The 24,734-nt window shown below is 70.6% G+C and carries 22 protein-coding genes; 8 read left to right on the forward strand and 14 right to left on the reverse strand.

What is annotated here, in order from left to right; translation table 11 throughout:
* The first annotated feature begins 192 nt into the window (after nt 1–192).
* From OIU81_RS06985 to OIU81_RS07000, 4 genes are all read left to right on the forward strand, one after another.
* Entirely contained in the window at nt 193–1,659 is a 1,467-nt protein-coding gene (locus tag OIU81_RS06985; RefSeq protein WP_329154940.1) for a catalase, read from the forward strand.
* 357 nt (nt 1,660–2,016) lie between these two features.
* Complete coding sequence (locus tag OIU81_RS06990; protein ID WP_329154942.1) at nt 2,017–2,760, forward strand: hypothetical protein; 744 nt, start codon at nt 2,017–2,019, stop codon at nt 2,758–2,760.
* Between the two features lie 58 nt (nt 2,761–2,818).
* Complete coding sequence (locus OIU81_RS06995) at nt 2,819–3,370, forward strand: GNAT family N-acetyltransferase (protein WP_329144939.1); 552 nt, start codon at nt 2,819–2,821, stop codon at nt 3,368–3,370.
* Nucleotides 3,367–3,747 carry an MmcQ/YjbR family DNA-binding protein gene (locus OIU81_RS07000; protein ID WP_329144941.1) on the forward strand — a complete coding sequence of 127 codons (381 nt, stop codon included), beginning with the start codon at nt 3,367–3,369 and terminating at the stop codon, nt 3,745–3,747. Before OIU81_RS06995 ends, OIU81_RS07000 begins: the two co-directional genes overlap by 4 nt.
* 42 nt (nt 3,748–3,789) lie before the next feature.
* Here the strand turns inward: OIU81_RS07000 and OIU81_RS07005 are convergent, their stop codons facing one another.
* The 6 genes from OIU81_RS07005 to OIU81_RS07030 form a co-directional block, all read right to left on the reverse strand.
* Nucleotides 3,790–4,047 (reverse strand): hypothetical protein, encoded by a 258-nt coding sequence (locus OIU81_RS07005; protein ID WP_329144943.1) that lies wholly within the window; start codon nt 4,045–4,047, stop codon nt 3,790–3,792.
* A gap of 61 nt (nt 4,048–4,108) precedes the next feature.
* Nucleotides 4,109–5,755: an AMP-binding protein gene (locus tag OIU81_RS07010; RefSeq protein ID WP_329144945.1), complete on the reverse strand. Its 1,647-nt coding sequence runs from the start codon at nt 5,753–5,755 to the stop codon at nt 4,109–4,111.
* A 409-nt stretch (nt 5,756–6,164) separates the two neighbouring features.
* Entirely contained in the window at nt 6,165–7,706 is a 1,542-nt protein-coding gene (locus OIU81_RS07015) for an AMP-binding protein (RefSeq protein ID WP_329144947.1), read from the reverse strand.
* Nucleotides 7,707–7,926: 220 nt separating this feature from the next.
* Complete coding sequence (gene dmpI / locus OIU81_RS07020) at nt 7,927–8,109, reverse strand: 4-oxalocrotonate tautomerase DmpI (RefSeq protein ID WP_329144949.1); 183 nt, start codon at nt 8,107–8,109, stop codon at nt 7,927–7,929.
* A 170-nt stretch (nt 8,110–8,279) separates the two neighbouring features.
* A complete protein-coding gene (locus OIU81_RS07025; protein ID WP_329154943.1) occupies nt 8,280–8,792 on the reverse strand; it encodes a LysR substrate-binding domain-containing protein in 513 nt (170 codons plus the stop codon).
* A 249-nt stretch (nt 8,793–9,041) separates the two neighbouring features.
* A complete protein-coding gene (locus tag OIU81_RS07030) occupies nt 9,042–9,221 on the reverse strand; it encodes a LysR family transcriptional regulator (RefSeq protein WP_329144950.1) in 180 nt (59 codons plus the stop codon).
* A 73-nt stretch (nt 9,222–9,294) separates the two neighbouring features.
* On the opposite strand from OIU81_RS07030, the gene OIU81_RS07035 reads away from it, so the two are divergent.
* Nucleotides 9,295–9,858, forward strand: coding sequence for a GNAT family N-acetyltransferase (locus tag OIU81_RS07035; RefSeq protein WP_329144952.1), 564 nt, complete (start codon nt 9,295–9,297; stop codon nt 9,856–9,858).
* Between the two features lie 109 nt (nt 9,859–9,967).
* Here OIU81_RS07035 and OIU81_RS07040 read toward each other — a convergent pair whose 3' ends face one another.
* Nucleotides 9,968–11,011 carry an Lrp/AsnC family transcriptional regulator gene (locus OIU81_RS07040; RefSeq protein ID WP_329144954.1) on the reverse strand — a complete coding sequence of 348 codons (1,044 nt, stop codon included), beginning with the start codon at nt 11,009–11,011 and terminating at the stop codon, nt 9,968–9,970.
* A 176-nt stretch (nt 11,012–11,187) separates the two neighbouring features.
* Between OIU81_RS07040 and OIU81_RS07045 the strand changes: the two genes are divergently transcribed.
* From OIU81_RS07045 to OIU81_RS07055, 3 genes are all read left to right on the forward strand, one after another.
* Nucleotides 11,188–11,904 carry an SDR family NAD(P)-dependent oxidoreductase gene (locus OIU81_RS07045; RefSeq protein WP_329144956.1) on the forward strand — a complete coding sequence of 239 codons (717 nt, stop codon included), beginning with the start codon at nt 11,188–11,190 and terminating at the stop codon, nt 11,902–11,904.
* 130 nt (nt 11,905–12,034) lie between these two features.
* Nucleotides 12,035–12,412, forward strand: a complete 378-nt coding sequence (locus tag OIU81_RS07050; RefSeq protein WP_329144958.1) for a hypothetical protein — start codon at nt 12,035–12,037, stop codon at nt 12,410–12,412.
* Entirely contained in the window at nt 12,352–13,008 is a 657-nt protein-coding gene (locus OIU81_RS07055) for an amidohydrolase family protein (RefSeq protein WP_329144960.1), read from the forward strand. Before OIU81_RS07050 ends, OIU81_RS07055 begins: the two co-directional genes overlap by 61 nt.
* Before the next feature lie 23 nt (nt 13,009–13,031).
* Here OIU81_RS07055 and OIU81_RS07060 read toward each other — a convergent pair whose 3' ends face one another.
* The 7 genes from OIU81_RS07060 to OIU81_RS07090 all read right to left on the reverse strand — a co-directional run bounded on the left by OIU81_RS07060 (nt 13,032) and on the right by OIU81_RS07090 (nt 24,640).
* Nucleotides 13,032–14,288, reverse strand: coding sequence for a GNAT family N-acetyltransferase (locus OIU81_RS07060; protein ID WP_329144962.1), 1,257 nt, complete (start codon nt 14,286–14,288; stop codon nt 13,032–13,034).
* 82 nt (nt 14,289–14,370) lie between these two features.
* Entirely contained in the window at nt 14,371–17,127 is a 2,757-nt protein-coding gene (gene mgtA, locus OIU81_RS07065) for a magnesium-translocating P-type ATPase (protein WP_329144963.1), read from the reverse strand.
* 671 nt (nt 17,128–17,798) lie between these two features.
* A complete protein-coding gene (locus tag OIU81_RS07070; RefSeq protein WP_329144965.1) occupies nt 17,799–19,040 on the reverse strand; it encodes an XdhC/CoxI family protein in 1,242 nt (413 codons plus the stop codon).
* A 39-nt stretch (nt 19,041–19,079) separates the two neighbouring features.
* Nucleotides 19,080–20,537, reverse strand: coding sequence for an NCS2 family permease (locus tag OIU81_RS07075; protein WP_329144966.1), 1,458 nt, complete (start codon nt 20,535–20,537; stop codon nt 19,080–19,082).
* Nucleotides 20,538–20,742: 205 nt separating this feature from the next.
* Complete coding sequence (locus OIU81_RS07080) at nt 20,743–23,130, reverse strand: xanthine dehydrogenase family protein molybdopterin-binding subunit (protein ID WP_329144968.1); 2,388 nt, start codon at nt 23,128–23,130, stop codon at nt 20,743–20,745.
* 5 nt (nt 23,131–23,135) lie between these two features.
* Entirely contained in the window at nt 23,136–23,750 is a 615-nt protein-coding gene (locus OIU81_RS07085) for a (2Fe-2S)-binding protein (protein WP_329144970.1), read from the reverse strand.
* Entirely contained in the window at nt 23,741–24,640 is a 900-nt protein-coding gene (locus OIU81_RS07090; RefSeq protein WP_329144971.1) for an FAD binding domain-containing protein, read from the reverse strand. The genes OIU81_RS07085 and OIU81_RS07090 overlap by 10 nt, the downstream gene beginning before the upstream one ends.
* Nucleotides 24,641–24,734 lie beyond the last annotated feature (94 nt).

The following is a 24,734-nucleotide window of genomic DNA, read 5'->3' on the forward strand; positions in this document are numbered from 1 at the left end:
CCGGGCGGCGGCCGCGCCGACACCTGTCCGGTCGCGCCCAGGCGCGGCCGCCGCCCGGAATTCCGCCCCGCACCCCCGCCCCGGGTTTGTTTCAACAAACTGTTGACGTTTGGTCGGAGCGCTTCTTACGCTCCGACAGCGGAAGCCAACTTCCGCGCTCTCGTACGGAAGGTCACCATGTCGAAGCCCACGCTGACGGCGCGCTTTCTCACTACGGAGGCTGGCGCCCCCGTCGCCGACAACCAGAACTCGGCCACCGCCGGCGCCGGCGGCCCGCTCGTCCTCCAGGACCAGCATCTGCTGGAGAAGCTCGCCCGCTTCAACCGCGAGCGCATCCCGGAGCGGGTCGTGCACGCCCGCGGCTCCGGCGCGTACGGCTACTTCGAGGTGACCGACGACGTCACCGCCTTCACCCGCGCGGGCTTCCTGGACACCGTCGGCAAGCGGACCGAGACGTTCATCCGCTTCTCGACCGTCGCCGACAGCCTGGGCGGCCCGGACGCGGCCCGTGACCCGCGGGGCTTCGCCCTGAAGTTCTACACCGAAGAGGGCAACTACGACCTCGTCGGCAACAACACCCCGGTCTTCTTCATCAAGGACCCGCTCAAGTTCCCCGACTTCATCCACTCGCAGAAGCGCGACCCCTTCACGGGCAAGCAGGAGCCGGACAACGTCTGGGACTTCTGGGCGCACTCCCCCGAGGCCACCCACCAGATCACCTGGCTCATGGGCGACCGCGGCATCCCGGCCTCCTACCGCCACATGAACGGCTACGGCTCGCACACCTACCAGTGGACGAACGCCGAGGGCGAGGCCTTCTTCGTCAAGTACCACTTCAAGACCAACCAGGGCATCCGCTGCCTGAGCGGCGAGCAGGCCGCCGAGCTGGCCGGCAAGGACCCCAACAGCCACCAGACCGATCTGCTGCAGTCCATCGAGCGGGGCATCTACCCCTCCTGGACGCTGTACGCGCAGATCATGCCGGCGGCGGAGGCGGCGCACTACCGCTTCAACCCGTTCGACCTGACGAAGGTGTGGCCGCACGCCGACTTCCCGCTCCAGCGGGTCGGCCGGCTGGTCCTGGACCGCAACCCCGACAACGTCTTCGCCGAGGTCGAGCAGTCCGCCTTCTCCCCCAACAACTTCGTGCCCGGCATCGGCCCGTCCCCGGACAAGATGCTCCAGGGCCGGCTGTTCGCCTACGCCGACGCGCACCGCTACCGCCTGGGCGTCAACCACACCCAGCTGCCGGTGAACGCCCCCAAGGCCGTCTCCGGCGGCCGGGCCGACAACTACGGCCGGGACGGCCTCATGGCGGCCAACGGCTACGACCGGCACGCCAAGAACTACGAGCCGAACTCCTACGGCGGCCCCGTGCAGACGAACGAGGCGCTCTCCGCCCCGCTCGCCGTCTCCGGCCACACCGGCACCCACGAGGCCCCGGCCCACACCAAGGACGACGACTTCTTCCAGGCCGGCGAGCTCTACCGGCTGATGTCCGAGGACGAGCGCAAGCGCCTGGTGGACACCATCGCCGGCGGTCTCTCCCAGGTCGGCCGCGACGACGTGATCGAGAAGAACCTCGCGCACTTCCACGCCGCCGACCCGGACTACGGCAAGCGCGTCGAGGCCCGGGTCCAGGAGCTGCGCGAGGACTGACGGGAGGTCAGCATCCTCGCGCATCCGTACCGGCCGGCCGGCTGAGGGGTGGCCGGCCGGTACGGAAGGGAGCACGGGCTCCGTCTTCTTCCCCCCAAAAAGCTCCGTCCGGCGGCGCGATGTCCCCTCGCGCCTGTTCTCGCGCTGTCGGGCGGGATCCACCGCAGGGCCCGGAATCCGTACGGTCACGGACGCCGGGCCCTGCCGCGTGTCCGGAGCCTGCCCCGGGTGCGGGCCGTGCCCCGTGCCCTTGCCCGGGGCACTCCCTCAATTCGGCCCCGGGCGGCCGGTTTTGGAGAGACCATGGAACCAGCAGCAGATCCGACCTGTCTGCCGCCCGACTGCCAGGAGCCCACCATGGCCGACAGCGTGCCGGTGCGGTGCCCCACGTGCCGCCGTGAGAACGCCTTCACCCCGCCCACATTCCCGTGCGCCTGCGGTGCCCCGCTGACCCTGCCCGTGCTGCGCGGCGGGGTGCCCGTCGAGATACTCCACCGCACCTGGCAGTCCTCCTGGGTGGAGGTGCGCTGCGAGGTCTGTGGACGGCAGGACGAGTGGCCGGCGCCGGAGTCCGGCTGCGCCTGCGGCACGGTCGTCCGGGTTCCCGTCGCCCCGGCCCCCGCCCTGCCGCCCCCGAACTTCCCGTCACCCGGCCGGCCCGCGCCGCGGCCCGCCCCGGCCTTCCCCCTCCGCACCCCGCACGGCCTGGCGCGCCCCGCTTTTCGCCCGGTGACGATCCGTACGGCCCGTGACTGCGTCACCGCCGCCGAGCAGTATCTGAAGTGGCTGGGCTACGCCGATGTCGCCCGGACCCAGGAGCGCACCGCCTCCGGCGTGGACCTGCGCGGCACGGGCGTGGTCGCCCAGGTCGACCCCACCACCCACTCCACCGCCCTGCGCGAGATCGAATGCGTCTGGCTCAACGGCCTCAACGACTCGGCCCTGGCGGTCTTCTTCTCCCTCGCCGGCTACGCCCGTGACGCCCGCTCGCGCGCCGACGAGCTGCGTCTGCCGCTGTTCGTCATGGACCTCACCGGCACCCCGCAGCCGGTCAACGACCCGGCCGACGAGCTGATCAAGTACGGCGCGGCGGGGCGGTGACCCGGCCGCCCGCGGAAAACCCCTCGCCGCACCCGCCGGAACCGGCGACACTGGCCGGATGATCATCCGCCTGCCGTCCCCGGCCGAGCTGCCCGCGCTGCGCGAGATCGAGCGCGCCGCCGGGGAGCCGTTCCACGCACTCGGCATGGCCTCGGTGGCGGACGACGAGCCGCCGTCGCCCGCCGAGTTGACGGTGTTCCGGCGCGCCGGACGGGCGCTCGCCGCGTACCCGGATCCGGCGCGGGCCGGTGCGGCCGGGGACAACCAGCCGGTCGCGTTCCTGCTGTGGGAACCGGTCGACGGATGCACCCATGTCGCGCAGGTGTCGGTCCGGCCGGACCATGCCCACCGTGGCATCGGCCGCGCGCTCATCGACCGGGCGGAGCGGGACGGCGGGCCGGTCCCGGTGACCCTCACGACCTTCGCCGAGGTGCCGTGGAACGCGCCGTACTACGCCAGGATCGGGTTCCGGGTCCTGTCCGGTCCGGGCGTCACCCCGGGGCTGCGGGCGATCCGCGCCCGGGAGGCCGCCCTGGGGCTCGACCGCTGGCCGCGGGTCTGTATGCGGCGGGAGCCCGGCGAGCGCGGCCCGGCGATAATGCCGGAATGATCGACGCGCACACCCTGCGGGTGACCTGCCTGGACTTCAACGGGGCGGCCGAGGAGTTCCCCTTCCCGCGGCACCCGGACGTGTCGACCTTCAAGGTCGGCGGCAAGATCTTCGCGCTGACGACGCTGACGGACACACCGCTCACGGTGAGCCTCAAGTGCGAGCCCGAGCTGGCCGAGCGGCTGCGTGCCGCACACGCGGAGGTGGTGCCGGGCTATCACCTCAACAAGCGCCACTGGAACACCGTGTCGCTGGACGGCGCCCTGCCCGACCGGCTCGTTCTCGACATGATCGAGGATTCGTACGACCTCGTGGTCGCCTCGCTCCCGCGCGCGCAGCGCCTGCTGCTCGACTGGCCGGGAGAGCGCCGGCCCTGACCGGCGCGGGACACCCCCGGCCCTGACCGGGCGGCCCGCGACTCAGGCCAGCCGCAGGGTGATCCAGGGAATGCTGTCGCCCGGCAGCAGATACCTCTCCACCTCGGCGAAGCCGTGCGCCAGGGCGATTGTCCAGGCCCGCGGTGTTGGGGGACAGCACCACCGTCTCTGGTTGCGCCGGACACGCTCCCGCACGTCGTCGAGGGACAGCACGGCCGTGGGAATGATCGCGTTGTGGACGTGCTGCCAGTCCCGGATCGCGGCCTCGCCGTCCACCCGTTCGATCCGGAGATCAGTCATCGCCGTAGCAAACTGTGCGCCTCCCGGAGCGTCAACCGGATTCGGCCACGGTCGTTGCGGCTCACGGTTGTCGCGGCGCCCGCCCCAGGTCCCCGGCCAGCCGCTCGCGCAGTTCGACCTTGCGGACCTTGCCGCTCACCGTCATCGGGAAGGCGTCGACGAGGTCGAGGTGGCGCGGCACCTTGTAATGCGCGAGCCGGGAGCGGCAGAAGCCGGCCAGCTCCTCGAGGGTGAGCGGGTCGTCGGGGTCGCGGAGGATGACACACGCCGCGATCTCCTCGCCGTATTTCTCGTCGGGGACCCCCACCACCTGCACATCGGCGATCTTGGGGTGGGAGTGGAGGAACTCCTCGATCTCGCGCGGAGAGACGTTCTCGCCGCCCCTGATGATCATGTCCTTGATGCGGCCGACGATCCGGACGTAGCCGTCGTCGTTCATCACCGCGAGATCTCCGGTGTGCATCCACCGGGCGGCGTCGATGACCTCGGCGGTGTGCTCGGGCTCCGCCCAGTAGCCGAGCATCACGCTGTAGCCACGGGTGCACAGTTCGCCCGGCGTGCCGCGCGGCACGGTGACCCCGCTCGCCGGGTCGGCGACCTTCACCTCGATGTGCGGCAGCACCCGGCCGACGGTCGCGGTGCGGTGGACGAGGTCGTCGTCGCGGCGGGTCTGGGTGGAGACCGGCGAGGTCTCGGTCATGCCGTAGCAGATGGAGATCTCGGACATGTGCATCTCGGCGACGACCCGCTTCATCACCTCCTCCGGGCACGGCGAGCCCGCCATGACGCCGGTGCGCAGCGAAGTGAGGTCGTAGGAGCCGAAGTCGGGGTGGTCGAGCTCGGCGATGAACATGGTGGGGACACCGTAGAGCGAGGTACAGCGCTCGTCCTGGACGGCCTTGAGCGTGGTGGCGGCGTCGAACGCGGGCGCGGGGATGACGATGCAGGCGCCGTGCGAGGTGGCGCCGAGGTTGCCCATGACCATGCCGAAGCAGTGGTAGAAGGGCACCGGCAGACACACCCGGTCGTGCTCGGTGTAGCCGAGGGTCTCGGCGACCGAGTAGCCGTTGTTGAGGATGTTGTGGTGGGAGAGGGTGGCGCCCTTGGGGAAGCCGGTGGTGCCGGAGGTGTACTGGATATTGACCGGGTCGTCGGCGGTCAGGGTCGCCTCGCACTCCGCGAGCCGGGACGACGGCACGACGGCGCCGGCGGCCACCAGCCCGTCCCAGGAAGGGTCCCCGATGTACACGACCTCCCGCAGCGCCGGGCTCTCGGCCCGCACCTGCTCGATCACCCGCCGGTAGTCGCTCGACTTGTGCCGGGTGGCGGAGACCAGGAACGTGATGCCGGCCTGCCGCAGGACGTAGGCCAACTCGTGGACGCGGTAGGCCGGGTTGACGTTGACGAGAATCGCACCGATCCGCGCCGTCGCGTACTGCACGAGAACCCACTCGGCGCAGTTGGGCGCCCAGATACCGACCCGGTCCCCCTTCCCGACCCCCTTGGCGAGCAGCCCGAGCGCCACCTCGTCGACCGCCCGCCCCAGCTCGGTATAGGTCCAGCGGCGCCCGCTCGCCACCTCGACCAGCGCCTCGCGGTCGCCGCACCGGGCGAGGGTGCGGGTCAGATCGGTGCCGATGGTGTGGCCGAGCAGCGGCCGCCCGGCGGCGCCACTGGCGTAGGACAGTTCCTGGTCCGACTCGTCCATCGGTGGTTCTCCTCGCGGTACTCGGTGCCGCCGTCGCCCTGCGCGGTACCTTCCCGCAGTGCGATACGGCAGACGGCGGATCTTGCCGCAGACGGGCTGGGGAAGCTCGGCGAACTCCGGCCGCCGGATGGGCTGCAGGTGCGCCGTGTACAGCATGGCGTCCAGCGTGCGCCGAGGATCGCGCAGCCGCCTACCCTTTCGGCCGAGAATCTCGGCCGGTTGCTCCGGGCCCGCGTTGCGCAGCCGGTACCGGGCCGGTTCGACCGGTTGGTGAAGGTCACGCCGTCGCTCGTGATGGCCGGCACGAGGAGTTCGGCGATCGCCGCAGGGCAGCGCCCTGCCGCGGCCGTGGAAATCTGGTGACGGCACCTTCTCCGCCGCCACCAACCCCCCGAACCGGGGCCGAGCGTCAGTTCACACCCCTGTCGCGCCCGGACCAATACGGCTGGCGGAGCTTGAACTTCTGGATTTTGCCGGTGGCCGTACGGGGGATCGCGTCGCGGAATTCGACGGATGTCGGCGCCTTGAAGCCGGCCATGTGCCGCTTGCAGTGGGCGATGATGTCGGACTCCTCGGCCGTGGCGCCCTCGGCGAGGACCACCAGGGCTTTGATCGTCTCGCCCCATTTCTCGTGCGGCACGCCGATCACCGCGACCTCGGCGACCGCCGGGTGACTGAAGATCGTGTCCTCCACCTCGATGGACGACACGTTCTCGCCGCCGGTGATGATGACGTCCTTCTTCCGGTCGGAGATCGTGAGGTGACCGTCGGCGGGGTCGAGGGTGCCGCCGTCGCCGGTGTGGAACCAGCCGTCCTCCAGCGCGTCCGCGGTCTCCTCCGGCTTGTCCCAGTAGCCGTCGAGCACCGTGTTCGAGCGGGCCAGGACCTCGCCGGAGCCGGAGACCTTCAGCTGGACCCCGAGCGCGGGCAGACCCGCACGGGACAGCTTGCGTGCCCGCTCCTCGGCGGGCAGGCCCGCGTCGCCGGGGAGGGTCCGGTTGAAGGTCAGGAGGGGCGAGGTCTCGGTGAGCCCGTAGATCTGCGTGAACTCCCAGCCCAGTTCCTCCCCTACACGCTCGATCGTCGCGGTCGGCGGCGGCGCGCCCGCGCAGACGATGCGTACCCGGTCACGCCCCGGGATCTCGCCGGGCCAGGTCGCCGCAGCGTGGAGCACGGCGTTCCAGACAGCGGGCGCACCGCACATGAGACTGACGCCGTGCTCCTCGACCCGCCGCAGGATCTCCGCGCCGTCGACCTTGCGCAGCACCACTTGCTTGACGCCGAGTCCGGCCATCACGTACGGCATCCCCCAGCCGTTGCAGTGGAACATCGGCAGCGTGTGCATGTACACATCGCGCTCCCACGCGCGGGTGTGCAGGCCGAAGGTCATGCCGTTGACCCAGATGTTGCGGTGCGTCAGCTGCACGCCCTTGGGGCGGGCGGTGGTGCCCGAGGTGAAGTTGATCGTCGCGGTGGCGTCCTCGTCGGGGCGCGACCACGGGCGCGGGTCCACGCCGAACCGCATCAGCTCGGATTCGGTCTGCTCACCGAGCACGAAACGGTGGCGCGCCTCGACACCGGCCAGGATGTCCGTCAGCTCGGGGTCGAGGAGCAGGACCGAGGCCCCGCTCTGCCGGACCACGTAGTCGACCTCTTCCGGCTTGAGGCGGAAGTTCACCGGCACACAGATCCGGCCGCTCATCGGCACCGCGAACAGCAGTTCCAGCATGCGCGCGGAGTTGTGGCTGACCACCGCCACCCGCTCGCCCTCACCGACCCCGAGGGCGTCCAGGCCCGCCTGCCAGGCACGGACCCGGTCGGCGAACCGCCCGTAGGTCGAGGCGGGCACCGGCGGGGCGGGCTGACGGGGCTCGTCGATCACGCCCGTGCTCTCGCGGAAGCCCAGGTCGGCGCGGTCGAGGAAGTCCGCGATCGTCATCGGTGTCCGCATGCTTTCTCCTGTGTTCGGAGGGTCCGGGGACAAACACGTCTGGAAGCTGAGGTGAGTCTGGCAGTTGCCGGGCGACAGCGGTCTCGCCGCGGCGGCAGCGGTGGGAACATCAGATTCCGCGGAGGCGGCACCGGTCAAGCGGTTCGGCGTTCAAGGGGCCAAGTGGTCCAGCGGTCAGGCGGCCGGCCCTCCCCCGTGGGGGCCGGCCCCGGACCGTCGGCTACTTGTCGGCGGTCAGGGTGCCCGCCGTGCCCCAGCTGTCGGTGGGCACCTCCTGGATCCAGACCTGGACGCTGCCGGCGGGGATCTTGTACGCGTCGACGAAGGCGTCGGTGATCTGCTTGACCAGCTCCCGCTTCAGTTCGACGCTGCGCGGACCTTGCTGGACGGTGACGATCGGCATGGTGGAACTCCCTTGTCAGAGGCGGCCGTCCGGGAATCCGGCACCTGGTGCGGTGCCCGGATCTCCCCGGCCCGGCCCCGGTTTCCCCCGGGCTCCCGGTGGTGCCCGGCGTGCCCTCAGTCCATCGCGGACGGCCCCCGCGACCAAGAAGCGGAATGCGCACACAGCGATCACCGATCGAGATCGGACCCCTCGCCGCCGTCCCCCGCCGCGCAGGCCCGCAGCAGCAGATCCAGGCCGGCGGGCGGGTCGGTACGGCGGACCGCGAGAAAGGTGGTGAGTTCCATGCCCGGGTCGTGGAACGGCAGGAAGGCGGCACGGGGCACGCTCAGCCGGCGGGCGTGCGCGGCGTAGACGACGGTCCACAGGCCGCCGTCCGCCGGGCCGCCGGCCCCGATGGCCGTCAGGGTGTCGTCGAGCGAGCCGAAGACGGGGCCCGGGACGAGGGTGAAGCCGGCGTCCCGGCAGGCGTGGACGACCAGGTCGACCAGGGCCCGGTTCCTGCGCCGCGCGGTCAACACCAGGGGTACAGAGGCGAGTTGGGCAAGCCCGACGGCGCCGGGGGCGGCGGCCAGCGGGTGCCGGGCCGGGACGACCGCCACCAGGGGGTCCTGCCACAGCGGGACGAAGCGCAGGTCCGCACGGCCGCCGCCGTCCGGCTCGCCCCGGACGAACGGGGGCATCCAGCTCACCGGACGCCACCCGGTCGAGCCGCTCCCGGGCCCGCGCGGACACCAGCTCCACCCCGGTCCCGGGGGCGAGGCCGGCCAGCGCGTCCAGCACCCGGTCCAGATGGGCACCCAGGCCCGTGCTCGTCCCCAGACGCAGGGTGGCGGTGCGGCCGGCGGTCAACTCGGCGACGGAGGCGCGGGCACGCTCCTCGGCGGCGAGCAGCGCCCGCGCCTCGGGAAGGAACCGTTCACCGGCGGCCGTCAGCCGCACCTGCCGCGCCGAACGGTCGAACGGTCGAACAGCTCGACCGTCAGCTCCCGTTCCAGCCGCCGGACCTGCTGGCTGACCGCCGACTGCACGATGTGCAGCCGCTCCGCCGCCCGCCCGAAATGCAGCTCCTCGGCGACCCTGACGAAGTACCGCACCTGCCGAAGCTCCACCGCTCCCCCGTCCCCGGTCCGGCCCGGATTAATTCCCTTGCCGCACGGTCCGCGGCCCGGACATCCTCCCCCCATGATCGATGCCACCGCACTGTCCGAGAAACCCGTGCTCACGGGCGACCGGATCCGTCTCGTACCGCTGTCGGCATGGCATGCGGACGCCTTCCACGCCGCCTGTCTGCGCCCGGAGATGCGCCGGCTGACCGGTACCCACCACGACTTCACGCGGCAGGAGATCGAGGAATGGTGCGCCGGATGCGCCGACCGTGCGGACCGGCTCGACCTCGCGGTCGAGGACCGGGAGAGCGGTGCGTTCCTGGGCGAACTCGCGCTGAGCCAGATCGACCGGGACAACGCCCACGGGATGTTCCGGATCGCCCTCGTCCCGCACGCCACCGACCGCGGCATCGGCAGCGAGGCGATACGGCTGCTTCTCGACTACGCCTTCGACCGGGTGGGTCTGCACCGCGTCCAGCTGGAGGTCTTCGACTACAACCCGCGCGCCCGGCGGGCCTACGAGAAGTGCGGCTTCGAGGTGGAAGGCCGGCTGCGCGAGGCCCTCCACTGGGACGGCGAGTGGCACGACGTGCTGGTGATGGCGGCGCTGCGGACGCGGCGGCGGCCGGACGCGGGCTAGGCGTGCTGCCCCAGGACGTAGAAGAACCGGCCCAGGACGAGCTGGACGGTCGCCTCGCAGCGGACGGCGAGTTGTCGTCACGCGTCGCGACGCCGCGGGCCTGCCTACGTCACGCTTGAGTGGTGGTCCCGATGAGGCGATCGCCGGACAGTAGCGTGCCTGCTTGCTTGACGTGCCGTAGGACGGGTGACACTTCCATACTTTGCAGACCAGGCAGGGCACCGATGCGATCCGACGTGAATTCGAAAAGTTCGTCGAGGTCTCGGCAGTGGGCAACGGCATGGACGTTGTAGGGGCCGGAGATGGCCGCCGCGAAAGCGATCTCGGGTTCTCGTGCCAGCGAGCGTCCGACGTTCTTCACCTCTGACGGATGCACTCGCAACCACAGGTTGGCCCGCGCGTGATAGCCCAAAGCTGCTGGGGCGATCTCGACGTCGATGTGGACGACACGTTCCTCGAGCAGGACGCGGAGGCGGCGGGATACCCGGCCTGGTGTGGAATCCGCCGCTGTGGCGAGGGTGACGAGACTGGCCCGACCGTCCGCAGCGAGCGCGTCAAGAATCTTCTCGTCTTCGGCGGTGAGGTGTACGGGGTCGTCAGTGACCACCGGAGACTCCGTGAACGGGGGGCCGTCGCTCCCGAGCATGGCTTCCTGCTTCGGGGACAGCGCGCCGTGGAGTGCCGCCCAGTAGTGACCGCGGCCTCCCATGAACTGGCGGAGCATGGCGAAGGCACTGATGTCGAGCACCGCCGCGGTGCGCGGAAGTCGTTGGCCGAGCAGTTCTTCGCGCTGCGCCTGATCCCGTGACTGCGTCGCGCACGTGACTTCGGAGCCCGCTGCGCCAAGAGCTACCCAATTGACATCGTCCCGCTTGGCGAGTGCGCCCGCGATCGCCCCGACGCTGCCGGGCCGGCAGCGTAGTCGTACCAGCCATCTGCTTTGCCCCAACGTTCCCGGGTTGACCACGCCGATGACGCGGATGACGCCGTCGGCGTGCAGGCGTCGATATCGGCGATTGACGGTGCCTTCGGTGAGGCCGAGCGCGGCCGCTATCGAGGCGAAGGAGGCTCTCGGGGCAACCTGCAGCGCCCGAATGATTCGCACATCGTCGTGCTGGATTGCGAGGGATTCATACGTGGGTGCACCTGCCATAGCGGGAATCCTACAAATCGATCTGCCGGGATCTCGCCTGCGGCAGCACGGCAAGCAGACTTGTTCCGTACCGATGAAGAGCCACAGCAGTGCGTATTCCGGTGTCGCCCCAAGGCGGTCTCGGTCGAGGACGCACGAAGTGAGCTTGCGACGTAAAGGAACGGAGATGACGCTCCATGTCATCGACTGACACAGGGCAGCACATGTCGACCGCCCTCATCGTCGGGGCCTCGCGCGGCCTCGGCCACGCGATGGCGGCTGAATTCCTCGGCCGAGGATGGAACGTCATCGGCACGGTCCGCGACACCTCTGCGCAAACGCCCCTGCACGATCTCGCCGACCGGGCCGAGGGTCGCGTCACCATCGAGCATCTCGACATCAACGAGCCCGACCACCTTGCGCCCCTGCACGAGCGTCTTGCGGAACGCCGGCTCGACCTGCTCTTCGTCAACGCCGGCACCACGAAAAATGAGCAGACACCCATCGGCAAGGTGGCGACAGACGATTTCGTCGAGGTGATGATCACCAACGCTCTCAGCCCCATACGCGTCATCGAGGCGCTCGAAGACCTGGTGTCCCACACCGGCCTCATCGGAGCGATGTCGTCCGGGCAGGGCAGCATCACGAACAACACGACCGCAGGCCGTGAGGTCTACCGGGGAAGCAAAGCGGCCTTGAACATGTTTATGCGCAGCTTCGCGATCCGGCAGGCGGGGACACAGCGCGGCTTCGCCCTCCTGGCACCGGGCTGGATCCGCACCGCGCTCGGGGGGCCCGACGCGCCGTTCACCGTCGAAGAGAGCGCCCCGCTGCTGGTGGACGTCCTGCTGTCCCAACTGGGCACTCCCGGCCTGGCGTATCTGGACCGCTCGGGTCGGACAGTGCCCTGGTAAGCCCCACCGAGCGACCCTTGCGGGTGGCCTGACGACCAGCAGGCACCGCAAGCGGTCTTCTCACTCGAAACGCCCCCTCACCCGCGGCTGACGTGGCCAACACGCAGGAGAGCGCAAAGGATTGACGGCTGTGCCTCTCATCGCCATCGAAGAACACTGGAGCATGCCGGACGTGACGTCCGGCCTCCGAGCTGTGCCGCAGCCTGACGAAAGCCTTGTCTTCCACGAGATGGGCGACAACCAGGAACGTCTGGAGGACCTGGGGGCCGGCCGCATCGCGGCCATGGATGCTCAGGGAATCGACGTGTCCGTCCTCGCCCTGACACCGCCGGGAGTCCAGCCGCTGCCGCCCAGGGAGGCACTGGCTCTGAGCCGCGCCGCGAACGATATGGCCGCAGCGGCCGTCGCCCGGCACCCGACCCGTTTTCGATCGCTGTCCACTCTCCCATGTCGTCGCCAAAGGACGTCGGGGGCGAGCTGGAAAGAGCTGCGGGCATGGGGCATGTAGGCACCATGGTCTATGGCCGATCGGGCGACCTGTTCCTCGACGACCCCGCCTATGACGACTCTTTCTCCGCCGCATCAGAACTCGGCCAGCCCGTGTTCATCCATCCGCAGCTGCCCTCGACCGCAGTCCGAGACGCCTCATATCGCGGATTCGACCCCATGACGGACCTCGCCCTGGCCACTTTCGGGTGGGGGTGGCACCTGGACGCCGCAATTGCGGTACTCCGGCTGATGCTGCGAGGAACGTTCGACCGTCATCCCGGCCTGCAAGTGGTGCTCGGCCACTGGGGAGAGATGCTGCTCTTCTGGCTCGACCGAGCTGACAGCCTTGCCCGTATCGCCGGGTTGGAGCGATCCATATCGGACTACGTCCGGTCAAACCTCTATGTCACGACCTCCGGCATGCTCGATCCGGCCTTCCTGCAGCACGCCCTGTCCGTCACCTCCGTCGACCGCTTGATCTTCTCGACCGACTACCCGTTCCAACGACCAACCAGAGAAGACATCGATTCCTTCCTGAAGCACTTCTCGTCGGACGCGGAACGCAAGCAGTTCTCGTCGGCCAACGCGGCAGCCCTGTACGGCATTGCCGTCTAGGCAGGGCCGAGGTGGCGTCCAGCTCAGTCGTTGTCCGCCGTGAACGGCAGCCACTCGGTCTCCAGGGCGGCGTCCAGCCGGCGGACCGCCCCCGGGGTGTGCTCGGTGACCAGACCGGCGTGCGCCAAGCGCCGGAGCGGGGTGCCGCCCAGATAGCAGGCGCTCAACTCCCGTACGTCCAGGGCGAGATCGGGGTCGTCCGTGGTGGGAGTCCAGGTGGCACCGGCGGGGGTGGCGGTCAGCCGGAAGCGGCCCGCGTTGGCGGGCAGCGCGCGGTCGCTCAGGTCGAGGACGAGGTCGACGGGCGCCGCCCAGGAACGGGCGGTCAGCGCGGCGCGGACATCCACGAGCCGGAGCCACAGAGCGGGATCCTGGCCGGTGACGCGTACCTGGTCGCGGTCGGCGGCGAGGCTGAACAGCAGGTCGTCGGCGGGGCGGGCGTGGATCCGTACGGCCGAGGTGAGGTCGATCGCGGCGAGGTATGACCACAGGGCGGCAGCGGCCGGTGCGGACTCCGCCTCCAGCTCCGTCACCGCGACCGCGCCGGGGCGGCTGTCGTTCGCGGAGCGGGTGCGGTAGACCGCGTAGCCGCCGGGCGTCTCACCGTCCGCGCCCAGCACCACCACCCGCACTGCCCCGAAGCCGTCCCGGTCGTCGCCGTTGCGGGCGCCGTCGAGGTCCAGCACCTGGGTGCGCCACCAGGTCTCGTCGCGGGTGAACCGGCCCGCGCGGTCGGCCAGGCTCGCGTCGTAGCGCGCGGCGAGAAGCGCGGGTGCCGCGGCCGGGTCGATCAGCCGCAGCGGACGCCGGTCGGCCGCGATCCGCAGCGCGAGCGGCCGGGAGGAGTCGATCTCCACGCGGCAGGTCTCGGTGGCCGCGGCGAAGCCGAAGCGGCCGTAGATGGCGCTCTCCGACGCCCACAGGCAGGCCAGCGGCTGTCCGTCGGCGGCGCAGCGGCGCCACAGCTCGTCGATCACCGACGTCAGCACCCCGCGGCGCCGGTGGGTGGGCGCCACGGAGACGAAGTCGAGGGCAGCGCACGGGAGTTTACCGCCTGGGACGGAGAGGGTGAGGCGATGGGCCCCGGCCACCCCGGTCAGCCGTCCCTCGTGCCGGGCGCCGATGCGGGTGCTCTCCCGCAGCAGTTGGCGGTGGTAAGTGCGGGTCTTGTCGGGGAGCGTCAGGTGGAACGCGAGATAGACGAGGTCCAGGGCCTGGTCGAGGTCCTCTTCGGGGATGTCCCCGAGGTGGGGGGCGGTGCGGGTGTCGTCGTGGGTCACCCGGGGACGCTAACCCGGCGCGCCGGGATCCTCATCCCGTTATCGCGCGCGCCGGGCCGGCGTCCCCGAGCCCCGTGTCCGGTTACAGCCAGCTGCCGAACCGGCGGATGTACCAGGTCTTCACTCCCTGGGTGAGCAGGCAGTAGGCCCCCAGCGTCGCGACCAGCCACGGGAAGTAGGCCATCGGCAGCGCCTGCATCCCGAGCACACCGGCCAGCGGCGAGAACGGCAGATACAGGCCGATCGCCGTCACCGCCGCCGTCATCACCATCACCGGGAGGGTCGCCCGCGACTGCACGAAGGGGATCCGACGAGTGCGCAGCATGTGCACGACCAGCGTCTGGGTCAGCAGGCCCTCGACGAACCAGCCGGACTGGAACAGCGCCTGGTGGACCTCGCTGTTGGCCCCGAAGACGTGCCACATCAGCAGGAAGGTGGTGATGTCGAAGACCGAGCTGGTCGGCCCGAGGACGAGCATGAAGCGGCCGATGCCCCGGGCGTCCCAGGTGCGCGGGGTGCGCACGTATTCGCGGTCCATCCGGTCCCACGGGGTGGCCAGCTGGGAGATGTCGTACAGCAGGTTCTGTACGAGCAGTTGCATGGCCAGCATCGGCTGGAAGGGGAGGAACGCGGACGCGGCCAGTACCGAGAAGACGTTCCCGAAGTTCGAGGAGGCCGTCATCTTGAGGTACTTGATGGTGTTGCCGAAGGTCAGCCGGCCGCGCAGCACCCCCTGCTCCAGAACCATCAGGTCCTTCTCCAGCAGGATGATGTCGGCGGACTCCTTGGCGATGTCGACGGCGGTGTCGACGGAGATGCCGACGTCCGCGTCGCGCAGCGCGGCCGCGTCGTTGATGCCGTCGCCCAGGAATCCGACGGTGTGCCCGTCGGCCTGCAGCGCCCGGACGATCCGGGCCTTCTGGGTGGGGTCGGCCTTGGCGAAGACCGTGGTGGTGCGGGTGAGTGCGCGCAGTTGCGCCTCGTCGAGGCCGTCGAGCTCGGCGCCGGTGACCACGGTGCCGACGTCCAGGCCCACGTCCGCGCAGACCCGGGCGGCGACCAGCTCGTTGTCGCCGGTGATGACCTTGACCGCGATCCCGCTGTCGGCGAGGGCCGCCAGCGCCCGGGCGGCGTCCTGCTTCGGCGGGTCGAGGAAGGCCAGGAAGCCGATCAGGGTCAGCCCGGTCTCGTCCTCGACGCCGTAGGTGGCGCGGGCGTCCCCCCGGCCGCCGTCGGCCTCGCCGGGCAGGGTGCGGGTGGCCACGGCCAGCACCCGCATGCCCTGCCGCTGGTGGTACGCGGCGGTGTGCAGGACCTGGCGGCGCAGGGTGTCGGTCAGCTCGGCGCGGCGGCCTCCGCCGGCCAGATGGCTGCACCGGTCGAGCACTTCCTCGACGGCGCCCTTGGTGATCAGGATGTGCTCGCCGGCCGGCCCGTCCGCGTCGTTGCGGCGCAGTACCACCGACATCCGTCGCCGTGCGAAGTCGAAGGGGATCTCGTCGACCAGCGTGAAGCGGGCGTCGACGACAACCTCCTCGGCCTCGTGCATCCGGTCGATGACGGCCTGGTCCAGCAGGTTGCGCAGCCCGGTCTGGAAGTGGCTGTTGAGGTAGGCGTACTCCAGCACCTCGTCGTCGGGCTCGCCGTGGATGTCGAGGTAGCTGTCCAGGACGATCCGGTCCTCGGTGAGGGTGCCGGTCTTGTCCGTGCACAGCACGTCCATCGCGCCCAGATTCTGGATCGCGTTCAGGCGCTTGACGACGACCTTGCGGCGGGACAGTGCGACCGCGCCGCGCGCCAGGTTGGTGGTGACGACCATCGGCAGCATCTCGGGTGTGAGCCCGACGGCGACGGCCACCGCGAAGGTGAAGGCCTCGGCCCAATCACCCTTGGTCACACCGTTGATCAGGAAGACGATGGGGACCATCACCAGCATGAAGCGGATCAGCAGCATGCTGACCTTCTTCACGCCGGTGTCGAAGCCGGTCTCCGGACGCTCGCCGGTCAGCACGTCCGCCATGGAGCCGAAGTAGGTGTCCGCGCCGGTCGCCACGACCACGCCGGTCGCGGTGCCGGAGGTCACCGAGGTGCCGGCGAGGGCGAGGTTGTCGGCCTCGACCGGGTCGCGGGTCAGCCGCTGGCCGTCGTCGGGGAAGCGGGTGTCGGCCTTGGCCGCGGGCAGCGACTCACCGGACAGCGCCGCCTGACTGATCATCAGGTCCTTGGCGGTCAGCAGCCGCAGGTCGGCGGGGACGAGATCGCCGGCGGCCAGCTTGATGAGGTCGCCCTTGACCACGCCGTCCATCGGGATCTCGACGGTGGTGGGCAGCCGCCCGTTGCCGGCCAGCCGCTGTACGGCGGTGGTCGTGGTGACCAGGGCCTGCAGGGCGGCGGCGGAGCTGTTGGAGCGGTACTCCTGCCAGAACCGCAGCCCCACGCTGATCAGCACCATCGCGCCCAGGATCGCGATCTTCGGGTCGAACGGCTCCTCGCCGGCCACTTGGAGCCACTGCGCGTACATGACGGTGACCAGCACCGCCAGCACCAGGATGAAGGGGTTCCAGAAGGCCTTGGCGAGCTGGGTGTACCAGCGCGGGGCGGACGTCGGGGTGAGGACGTTGGCGCCGTCGCGCTCCAGACGGTGCTGGGCCAGGCCGTAGGACAGCCCGGCGGGGGTGGTCTCCAGCTCCTGGAGGAGCTGGGCGGCGGGGCGGCCACTGGCCTCGGCCAGCTGGTCGGCGACCTGCCGGGTACGGGCCGCCGATTCGGCGGCCTGCCGCTCCCGGCGAAGCCTGCGGCCCGGCGGAGCGAGCTTTTGAGGGGTGAGCAGATTGGTCATGACAAAACCTCCCTGCGCGAAGGGGCACACCGGCGGACCGGACAACGCGGAATCGGCGCATGGCACGGCGAAAGGCGATGCGGGCGCGTCTCAGCGTTCCGGCCGGGCGAATGACCGGCCGTTTTCGGGCAGGCCGAGATGGCCTCCGCGCGAAGAATGAGAAAAACTCGATGAACCTGATGAACTCGATGAACCCGATGAACTCAGCAACCCGGGAAATCCGGAAACCCCGGAAAACTCCGAGGGGAGGTCGAGGGAATTCGAGGAACGTCGAAGAAGGGGAACAGGGCAGCTGGGGCACAGCCGGAAGCGCCCTGGTGTCAGGGTGAAGGCATACCGCGAAGCCGGCACGAAGGCCCTACGGGCGCACCGTCAACGGCTCGGAGAAAGCAGCGGTCAGTACGCTGCAACGCTGCGGCAAGGACTTCCTTCGGGACTCATCCCGATCACCTCCTTGCTCGCGCGGACACATACCGGCACCCTCAGCACGGGCGCCGTCATTTGCCTATGCTGCCATATCCCCGGGAGTGCCCCCTCATTCTTTCGGCCGAACAGGGCCGTGGCGCGGTGTGATCTGCGCCGCTCCCGGCATGGTGCGCCGCTTGTGGAAAGGCGCCGTACGCCCACGACGCCCTCCACCGGCCCCGCCGCCCTCCGCCGGGCCCGCGCCCTCAGGCCACCGAGCCGATCCGCCCCACCCGTCGGGCCGTGTCGTGGTGGATCGGGGTGTGTGCGCCGGTCAGCGGGGTGCCGGTGCCGCCGCGGCGGTTGGCAACGATCTCGGCCGCGATGGACAACGCGGTCTCCTCCGGGGTGCGCGCGCCGAGATCGAGCCCGATGGGTGAGCGCAGCCGGTTCAACTCCAGCTCGCTCAGGCCGACTTCGCGCAGCCGCCGCTGACGGTCCAGATGGGTGCGGCGGGAGCCCATCGCGCCGACGTAGGCGACCGGGAGCCGAAGGGCGCGCTCCAGCAGCGGCACGTCGAACTTCGCGTCATGGGTCAGCACGCACAACACCGTGCGGGCGTCGAGTTCCTGGGAGTCCAGGTAGCGGTGCGGCCAGTCGACGACGATCTCGTCGGCGTCCGGGAAGCGGCTGCGGGTGGCGAAGACGGGGCGGGCATCGCAGACCGTGACGTGGTAGTTGAGGAACTTGCCGACCTTCACCAGCGCGGCGGCGAAGTCGATGGCGCCGAAGACGATCAGGCGGGGGGCCGGGACGGAGGACTCCACGAGCAGCTCGATCGTCGCGCCGCAGCGCGAGCCCGCCGGCTGCGCCCCGCCGCCCTCCGGTGCGCCGTCGGCCCCCGTACCGAGGGCGACCGTCGTGGTGCGCCCGGCGTCCAGCAGGGCACGGGCCTCGGCGAGCGCGGTGCGGTCCAGGGCGGGGTGGCCGCCGAGGGTGCCGGTGTGGCTGCCGTCGGGCCGGACGAGCAGGGCACGGCCGAGGAATCCGTCGGGACCCCGGACGACCCGGGCGAGGGCCGCCGGCTCCCCCGCGGCGGCGGCGGCCAGCCCGGTGGCGAGCGTGCCGGCGGTGCGGTCCGCCGGCTCCCCCGCCGCTGTGCCGTCGCCGGCGGGGTGCGCCGCCGGCGACGGCACAGCCCGTATCGGCTCGACGAGGATGTCGATGATGCCGCCGCAGGTCAGGCCCACGGCGAAGGCGTCCTCGTCGCTGTATCCGAAGCGCTCCAGGACCGGCCGGCCGGTCCGCAGCGCCTCCTGGCAGAGTTCGTAGACCGCCCCCTCCACGCATCCGCCGGAGACCGACCCGATCGCCGTGCCGGCGCCGTCGACGGCGAGGGCGGCTCCGGGCTGGCGGGGCGCGCTGCCGTGGGTGGCCACGACGGTGGCCACCGCGAAGTCGCGGCCCTGCTCGACCCACCGGTGCAGCTCGTCGGCGATGTCCAGCATGTCGGTCTCCTAACGGACGGAGGGGGGAGGGCGGGGCGGTTACTTGACGCCCAGCCACTCCTCGATCGGATGGAGCGAGAAGTAGCCGAGGAAGATCGCGGACAGCACCCACATGAAGCCGCCGACCTCGCGCCACTTGCCCTGGGCGGCCTTGATGGCGGTGTAGGCGAGGACGCCGCCACCGACACCCGCGGTGATGCTGTAGGTGAACGGCATCAGGACCACGGTCAGGAAGACCGGGATGGACACCGCGCGGTCGCGCCAGTCCACGTGCGCGGCGGCGCTCATCATCATCGAGCCGATGACGACGAGGGCGGCCGAGGCCACCTGGGCCGGTACCAGCTGGGTGACGGGGGTGAAGAACAGGCAGGCCGCGAAGAGCAGACCGGTGACGACGGACGACAGGCCGGTCCGTGCGCCCTCGCCGACGCCGCTCGCCGATTCGATGAACACGGTCTGGCCGGAGGCCCCGGCCAGACCGCCGATCGCCCCGCCCGCGCCGTCCACGAACAGCGCCTTGGAGAGCCCCGGCATCCGGCCCTTGTCGTCGGCCAGCCCGGCTTCGGTGCCGACGCCGATGATGGTGGCCATCGCGTCGAAGAAGCCGGCCAGCACCAGCGTGAACACGATCATGCCTACGCCGAGGGCACCGATCGAGCCCCAGCCGCCGAATTCCACATGGCCGAAGAGGCCGAAGTCGGGCATCGACACCGCACTGCCGCTCAGTTCCGGGGGCGTCCCGCCCCAGTCCTTGGCCGTCAGCCCGCCGATCCTGGTGGCGGCGATGGCCAGGACGCTGCCGGCCACGATGCCGTAGAGGATGGCACCGGACACCTTGCGCGCCTGCAACATGAAGATCAACAACAGCGTGACACAGAAGAACAGGACCGGCCAGCCGGAGAGCTGCCCGTTCAGGCCGAGGGTGACCGGGCCGCCCTCGCCCTTGCCCACGAACCCGGCCTTCACCAGCCCGAGCAGGGCGACGAACATCCCGATGCCCATGGTGATCGCGTGCTTGAGCGCCAGCGGGATGGCGTTCATGATCATCTCGCGGAGGCCGGTGACCACCAGCAGACAGATGATCACGCCGTAGATCACGCACATGCCCATCGCCTGCGGCCAGGTCATGTGCGGGACCACCTGGGCGGTCAGCGCGGCGGAGACGTTGAGGCCGGCCGCCAGCGCCAGCGGCACCTTCCCGATGAAGCCCATCAGCAGGGTGGAGACCGCGGCGGCGAACGCGGTCGCGGTGACCACGCCGGCGTGCGCGAGGGTGTTCTTCTCGACGTCCGGGGTCGACAGGATCAGCGGGTTGAGCAGGAGGATGTAGCACATCGCCATGAAGGTGGTGATGCCGCCGCGCAGCTCGCGCGCGAGCGTCGATTCTCTGTCGGATATGTGGAAGTACCGGTCGAGCCAGGAACGGCCGGCGGGCTGGCGCGAGCCGGCGCCCGCGTCTTCCGCCGTGGTCCGCGGCTCGGTGGACTGCTGGGTCATGATGCCTTACTCCCAAGGTTCACAGGGGCCCTCGCATCGGATGCGAGATTTGGGATGAAACGTCGGCTGCACGACCCGGGGGACGGCCCGAGACGAACGGGTACTGACTCCGTGCGGGCGGAGCAGTGACTGCGTGGTGCGGGCCCCGGACGGTGCGCGCAGGAGTCGGACAGGATCCCCTGCCACGCGCCGCCCGGAGACAGTCCTAGGTGCCGGTGAGGTGCTCGGGGCGCACCGGCGTCTTGTTGAGCTCCAGCCCGGTCGCGTTCCGGATCGCCGCGAGGACGGCCGGGGTGGACGACAGGGTGGGGGCCTCGCCGATGCCGCGCAGCCCGTAAGGGGCGTGCTCGTCGGCGAGTTCGAGCACATCGACCGGGATGGTCGGGGTGTCGAGGATCGTGGGGATGAGGTAGTCCGTGAAGGACGGGTTGCGCACCTTCGCGGTCTTGGGGTCGACGATGATCTCCTCCATGACGGCCACGCCCAGGCCCTGGGTGGTGCCGCCCTGGATCTGGCCGACGACGGACAGCGGGTTGAGCGCCTTGCCGACGTCCTGGGCGACGGCCAGCTCGATGACCTTGACCAGGCCGAGTTCGGTGTCCACCTCGACGACCGCGCGGTGGGCGGCGAAGGAGTACTGGACGTGGCCGTTGCCCTGCCCGGTGTGCAGGTCGAACGCCTCGGTCGGGCGGTGCCGCCACTCCAGCTCCAGGTCGATCGCCTCGTCCTGAAGGACGTCCGCGATATCGGCCAGGACCTCGCCCCCGTCGGTGGTGACCTTGCCGCCCTCCAGCAGGAGTTCGGCGGTGGCCCAGGCGGGGTGGTACGTGCCGAACTTGGCGCGGCCCTTCTGCAGGACCTTCTCCCGCACCGCCTCGCAGCAGTGCTTCACCGCGCCGCCGGTCACATACGTCTGCCGGGAGGCGGAGGTGGAGCCGGCCGAGCCGACCTGGGTGTCGGCCGGGTGGATGGTGACCTGCTGAACGCCCAGCTCCGTACGGGCGATCTGGGCGTGCACGGTGATGCCGCCCTGGCCGACCTCCGCCATCGCGGTGTGGACGGTGGCGACCGGTTCGCCGCCGATGACCTCCATCCGCACCCGGGCGGTGGAGTAGTCGTCGAAGCCCTCGGAGAAGCCGACGTTCTTGATGCCGACGGCATAGCCGATCCCGCGGACCACGCCCTCGCCGTGAGTGGTGTTGGACAGCCCGCCGGGCAGCGCGCGGACATCGGCGCCCGCGCCGGCCGTGAGCCACTGCTGCTCGGGCGGCAGCGGCATCGCCTTGACCCTGCGCAGCAGTTCGGCGACCGGCGCGGGCGAGTCGACCGGCTGGCCGGTCGGCAGCAGCGTGCCCTGTTCCATGGCGTTGAGCTGCCGGAACGCGACCGGGTCCAGCCCCAGCTTCGCGGCGAGCTTGTCCATCTGCGCCTCGTAGGCGAAGCACGCCTGGACCGCGCCGAAGCCGCGCATCGCCCCGCAGGGCGGGTTGTTGGAGTACAGCGCGATGGCCTCGATGTCGACGTCGTCGACGACATAGGGGCCGACCGAGAGGGACGAGGCGTTGCCGACGACGGCCGGGGAGGCGGAGGCGTAGGCGCCGCCGTCCAACACGATCCGGCACTTCATGTGCGTGAGCTTGCCGTCCTTGGTGGCACCGTGCTCGTACCAGAGCCTGGCCGGGTGCCGGTGGACGTGGCCGAAGAAGGACTCGAACCGGTTGTAGACGATCTTGACGGGCTTGCCGGTGCGCAGCGCCAGCAGGCAGGCGTGGATCTGCATCGACAGATCCTCCCGGCCGCCGAACGCGCCCCCGACGCCGGAGAGCGTCATCCGCACCTTCTCCTCGGGCAGGCCGAGGACCGGGGCGATCTGGCGCAGGTCGGAGTGCAGCCACTGGGTGGCGACGTACAGATCGACGCCGCCGTCCTCGCCGGGCACCGCGAGGCCGGACTCCGGGCCGAGGAAGGCCTGGTCCTGCATGCCGAAGACGTACTCGCCGGAGACGATGACATCGGCCCGCTTCGCGGCCTCGTCGGCGTTGCCGCGGATGATCGGCTGGCGGTGCACGATGTTGGGGTGCGGTACGTGGCCGATGTGGTGGTCGGTGCGGTTCTCGTGGATCAGCGGTGCGCCCTCGGCGGTGGCGGAGGCCTCGTCGGTGACGACCGGCAGTTCGCGGTACTCGATCCTGATCTTGGCGGCGGCGCGGCGCGCGGTCTCCGGGTGGTCGGCGGCGACCAGCGCCACCGGCTCGCCGTGGTGGCGCACCTTGCCGTGTGCGAGCACCGGCGTGTCCTGGATCTCCAGGCCGTAGTTCTTCACGCCGGTGGGGAGATCGTCGTAGGTCAGCACGGCGTAGACGCCGGGGGTCGCCAGCGCCTCGGCGGTGTCGATCGAGAGGATCTCGGCGTGGGCGACGGTGCTGCGCAGGGTGAAGCCCCACAGCATGTCCTCGTGCCACATGTCCGAGGAGTAGGCGAATTCGCCGGTCACCTTGAGGGTGCCGTCCGGCCGCAGGGTGGATTCACCGATGCCGGCCCGGGTCTTGCCGCCCTGGGTGAGGTGGGTGGGGGTGCGGGTGACACCTGCCATGGTGATCAGGCCCCCTGTCCGGAGGTGTGGGACTCGCCGCGGGCGGCCGCCAGCCGGACCGCGTCGAGGATCTTCTCGTAGCCCGTGCAGCGGCACAGGTTGCCCGACAGCGCCTCACGGATGTCGGCGTCCGACGGGGAGTCGTTGCGCTCCAACAGCTCATCGGCGGCGACCAGCAGACCCGGGGTGCAAAAACCGCACTGGACCGCGCCGGCGTCGATGAACGCCTGCTGGATCGGGGAGAGCGGGGAGAGTTCGGCCTTCTCGCCGCTCTGCGCATCGGCGGAGGCGGGCTTGGCTGCCCACCGCTTGGCCTCGTCCAGACCGGTGCCGCAGACCCCGCCGGCACAGCCGCCCTGCTCGGCACGCTGCCGGGCGAAGTCCGCCAGTCCCTCCACGGTCACCACGTCGCGGCCCTCGACCTGGCCGGCCGCGACCAGACAGGAACAGACCGGCACCCCGTCCAGACGGACCGTGCAGGAGCCGCATTCGCCCTGCTCACAGGCGTTCTTGGAGCCCGGCAGGCCCATCCGCTCGCGGAGGACGTACAGCAGGCTCTCGCCTTCCCAGACGTCGTCGGCCTCCTGCCGGCGGCCGTTGACGGTGAATGTCACGCGCACTGTGCGCCTCCCTTGGTGCCGTGGGCGTTGCCGCGGTAGGACTCCCAGGTCCAGCCGAGGGTGCGGCGCGCCATGATGCCGACCGCGTGCCGGCGGTACGCGGCGCTGCCGCGCACATCGTCGATCGGGTTGCAGGCGCCGGCGGCGAGCTGCGCGAACTGCTTGGCGAGCGACGGCGGAAGGACGTTGCCCGACTCCCAGAAGCCGCCCTCCTCCAGCGCCGCGGCGAGGAAGTCCTCGGCCGCCCGGGCCCGTACGGGGGTGGGCGCGGCGGAGCCGATGCCGGTACGCACCGTGCGGGTCTCGGGATGCAGCGCGATACCGAACGCGCAGACCGCGATGACCATGGCGTTGCGGGTGCCGACCTTGGAGAACTGCTGCGGGCCGTCGGCCTTGGGCAGATGCACCGAACGGATCAGTTCGTCGGGCTCCATCGCGTTGCGCTTGACGCCCGTGTAGAAGTCGTCGATCGGGATCATCCGGCGGCCGCGCAGCGACTCCACCTCGACCTCGCAGCCGGCCGCGAGCAGCGCGGGGTGGGCGTCGCCGGCCGGCGAGGCGGTGCCCAGGTTGCCGCCGACGCCGCCGCGGTTGCGGATCTGCGGGGAGGCCACCGTGTGCGAGGCCAGGGCCAGGCCGGGGAGTTCGGCCCGCAGATTCTCCATGATCTGGGTGTAGGGCACGGAGGCACCCAGACGGACGGTCCGCTCGCCGACCTCCCACTCGTTGAGATCACCAATGCGGTTCAGGTCAAGCAGGTACTCCGGGCGGCGGTGGTCGAAATTGATCTCGACCATCACGTCCGTGCCGCCCGCGATGGGCACAGCTGTGGGGTGCTCGGCCTTGGCGGCGAGCGCCTCCTCCCAGCTGGCGGGGCGAAGGAAGTCCATGGGTGGCCTCTTCTACGAATGTAATCGGTCGCTCGGTGCTTCATGGTGCGGATGCGGCGCGCTCGCCGCCACGGAGCGATTCATGCTCTGTTCA

This window comes from Streptomyces sp. NBC_01454 (assembly GCF_036227565.1).
Classification (GTDB): domain Bacteria; phylum Actinomycetota; class Actinomycetes; order Streptomycetales; family Streptomycetaceae; genus Streptomyces.

What these genes read in the sequence shown, in the direction of transcription:
- OIU81_RS06990 (WP_329154942.1), top strand. Translation starts at nt 2,017, where the DNA reads ATGGCCGACAGCGTGCCGGTGCGGTGCCCCACGTGCCGCCGTGAGAAC.
- OIU81_RS06995 (WP_329144939.1), top strand. Translation starts at nt 2,819, where the DNA reads ATGATCATCCGCCTGCCGTCCCCGGCCGAGCTGCCCGCGCTGCGCGAG.
- OIU81_RS07000 (WP_329144941.1), top strand. Translation starts at nt 3,367, where the DNA reads ATGATCGACGCGCACACCCTGCGGGTGACCTGCCTGGACTTCAACGGG.
- OIU81_RS07005 (WP_329144943.1), bottom strand. Translation starts at nt 4,047, where the DNA reads ATGACTGATCTCCGGATCGAACGGGTGGACGGCGAGGCCGCGATCCGG.
- OIU81_RS07010 (WP_329144945.1), bottom strand. Translation starts at nt 5,755, where the DNA reads ATGGACGAGTCGGACCAGGAACTGTCCTACGCCAGTGGCGCCGCCGGG.
- OIU81_RS07015 (WP_329144947.1), bottom strand. Translation starts at nt 7,706, where the DNA reads ATGCGGACACCGATGACGATCGCGGACTTCCTCGACCGCGCCGACCTG.
- dmpI (WP_329144949.1), bottom strand. Translation starts at nt 8,109, where the DNA reads ATGCCGATCGTCACCGTCCAGCAAGGTCCGCGCAGCGTCGAACTGAAG.
- OIU81_RS07025 (WP_329154943.1), bottom strand. Translation starts at nt 8,792, where the DNA reads ATGCCCCCGTTCGTCCGGGGCGAGCCGGACGGCGGCGGCCGTGCGGAC.
- OIU81_RS07035 (WP_329144952.1), top strand. Translation starts at nt 9,295, where the DNA reads ATGATCGATGCCACCGCACTGTCCGAGAAACCCGTGCTCACGGGCGAC.
- OIU81_RS07040 (WP_329144954.1), bottom strand. Translation starts at nt 11,011, where the DNA reads ATGGCAGGTGCACCCACGTATGAATCCCTCGCAATCCAGCACGACGAT.
- OIU81_RS07045 (WP_329144956.1), top strand. Translation starts at nt 11,188, where the DNA reads ATGTCATCGACTGACACAGGGCAGCACATGTCGACCGCCCTCATCGTC.
- OIU81_RS07055 (WP_329144960.1), top strand. Translation starts at nt 12,352, where the DNA reads ATGTCGTCGCCAAAGGACGTCGGGGGCGAGCTGGAAAGAGCTGCGGGC.
- mgtA (WP_329144963.1), bottom strand. Translation starts at nt 17,127, where the DNA reads ATGACCAATCTGCTCACCCCTCAAAAGCTCGCTCCGCCGGGCCGCAGG.
- OIU81_RS07070 (WP_329144965.1), bottom strand. Translation starts at nt 19,040, where the DNA reads ATGCTGGACATCGCCGACGAGCTGCACCGGTGGGTCGAGCAGGGCCGC.
- OIU81_RS07075 (WP_329144966.1), bottom strand. Translation starts at nt 20,537, where the DNA reads ATGACCCAGCAGTCCACCGAGCCGCGGACCACGGCGGAAGACGCGGGC.
- OIU81_RS07080 (WP_329144968.1), bottom strand. Translation starts at nt 23,130, where the DNA reads ATGGCAGGTGTCACCCGCACCCCCACCCACCTCACCCAGGGCGGCAAG.
- OIU81_RS07090 (WP_329144971.1), bottom strand. Translation starts at nt 24,640, where the DNA reads ATGGACTTCCTTCGCCCCGCCAGCTGGGAGGAGGCGCTCGCCGCCAAG.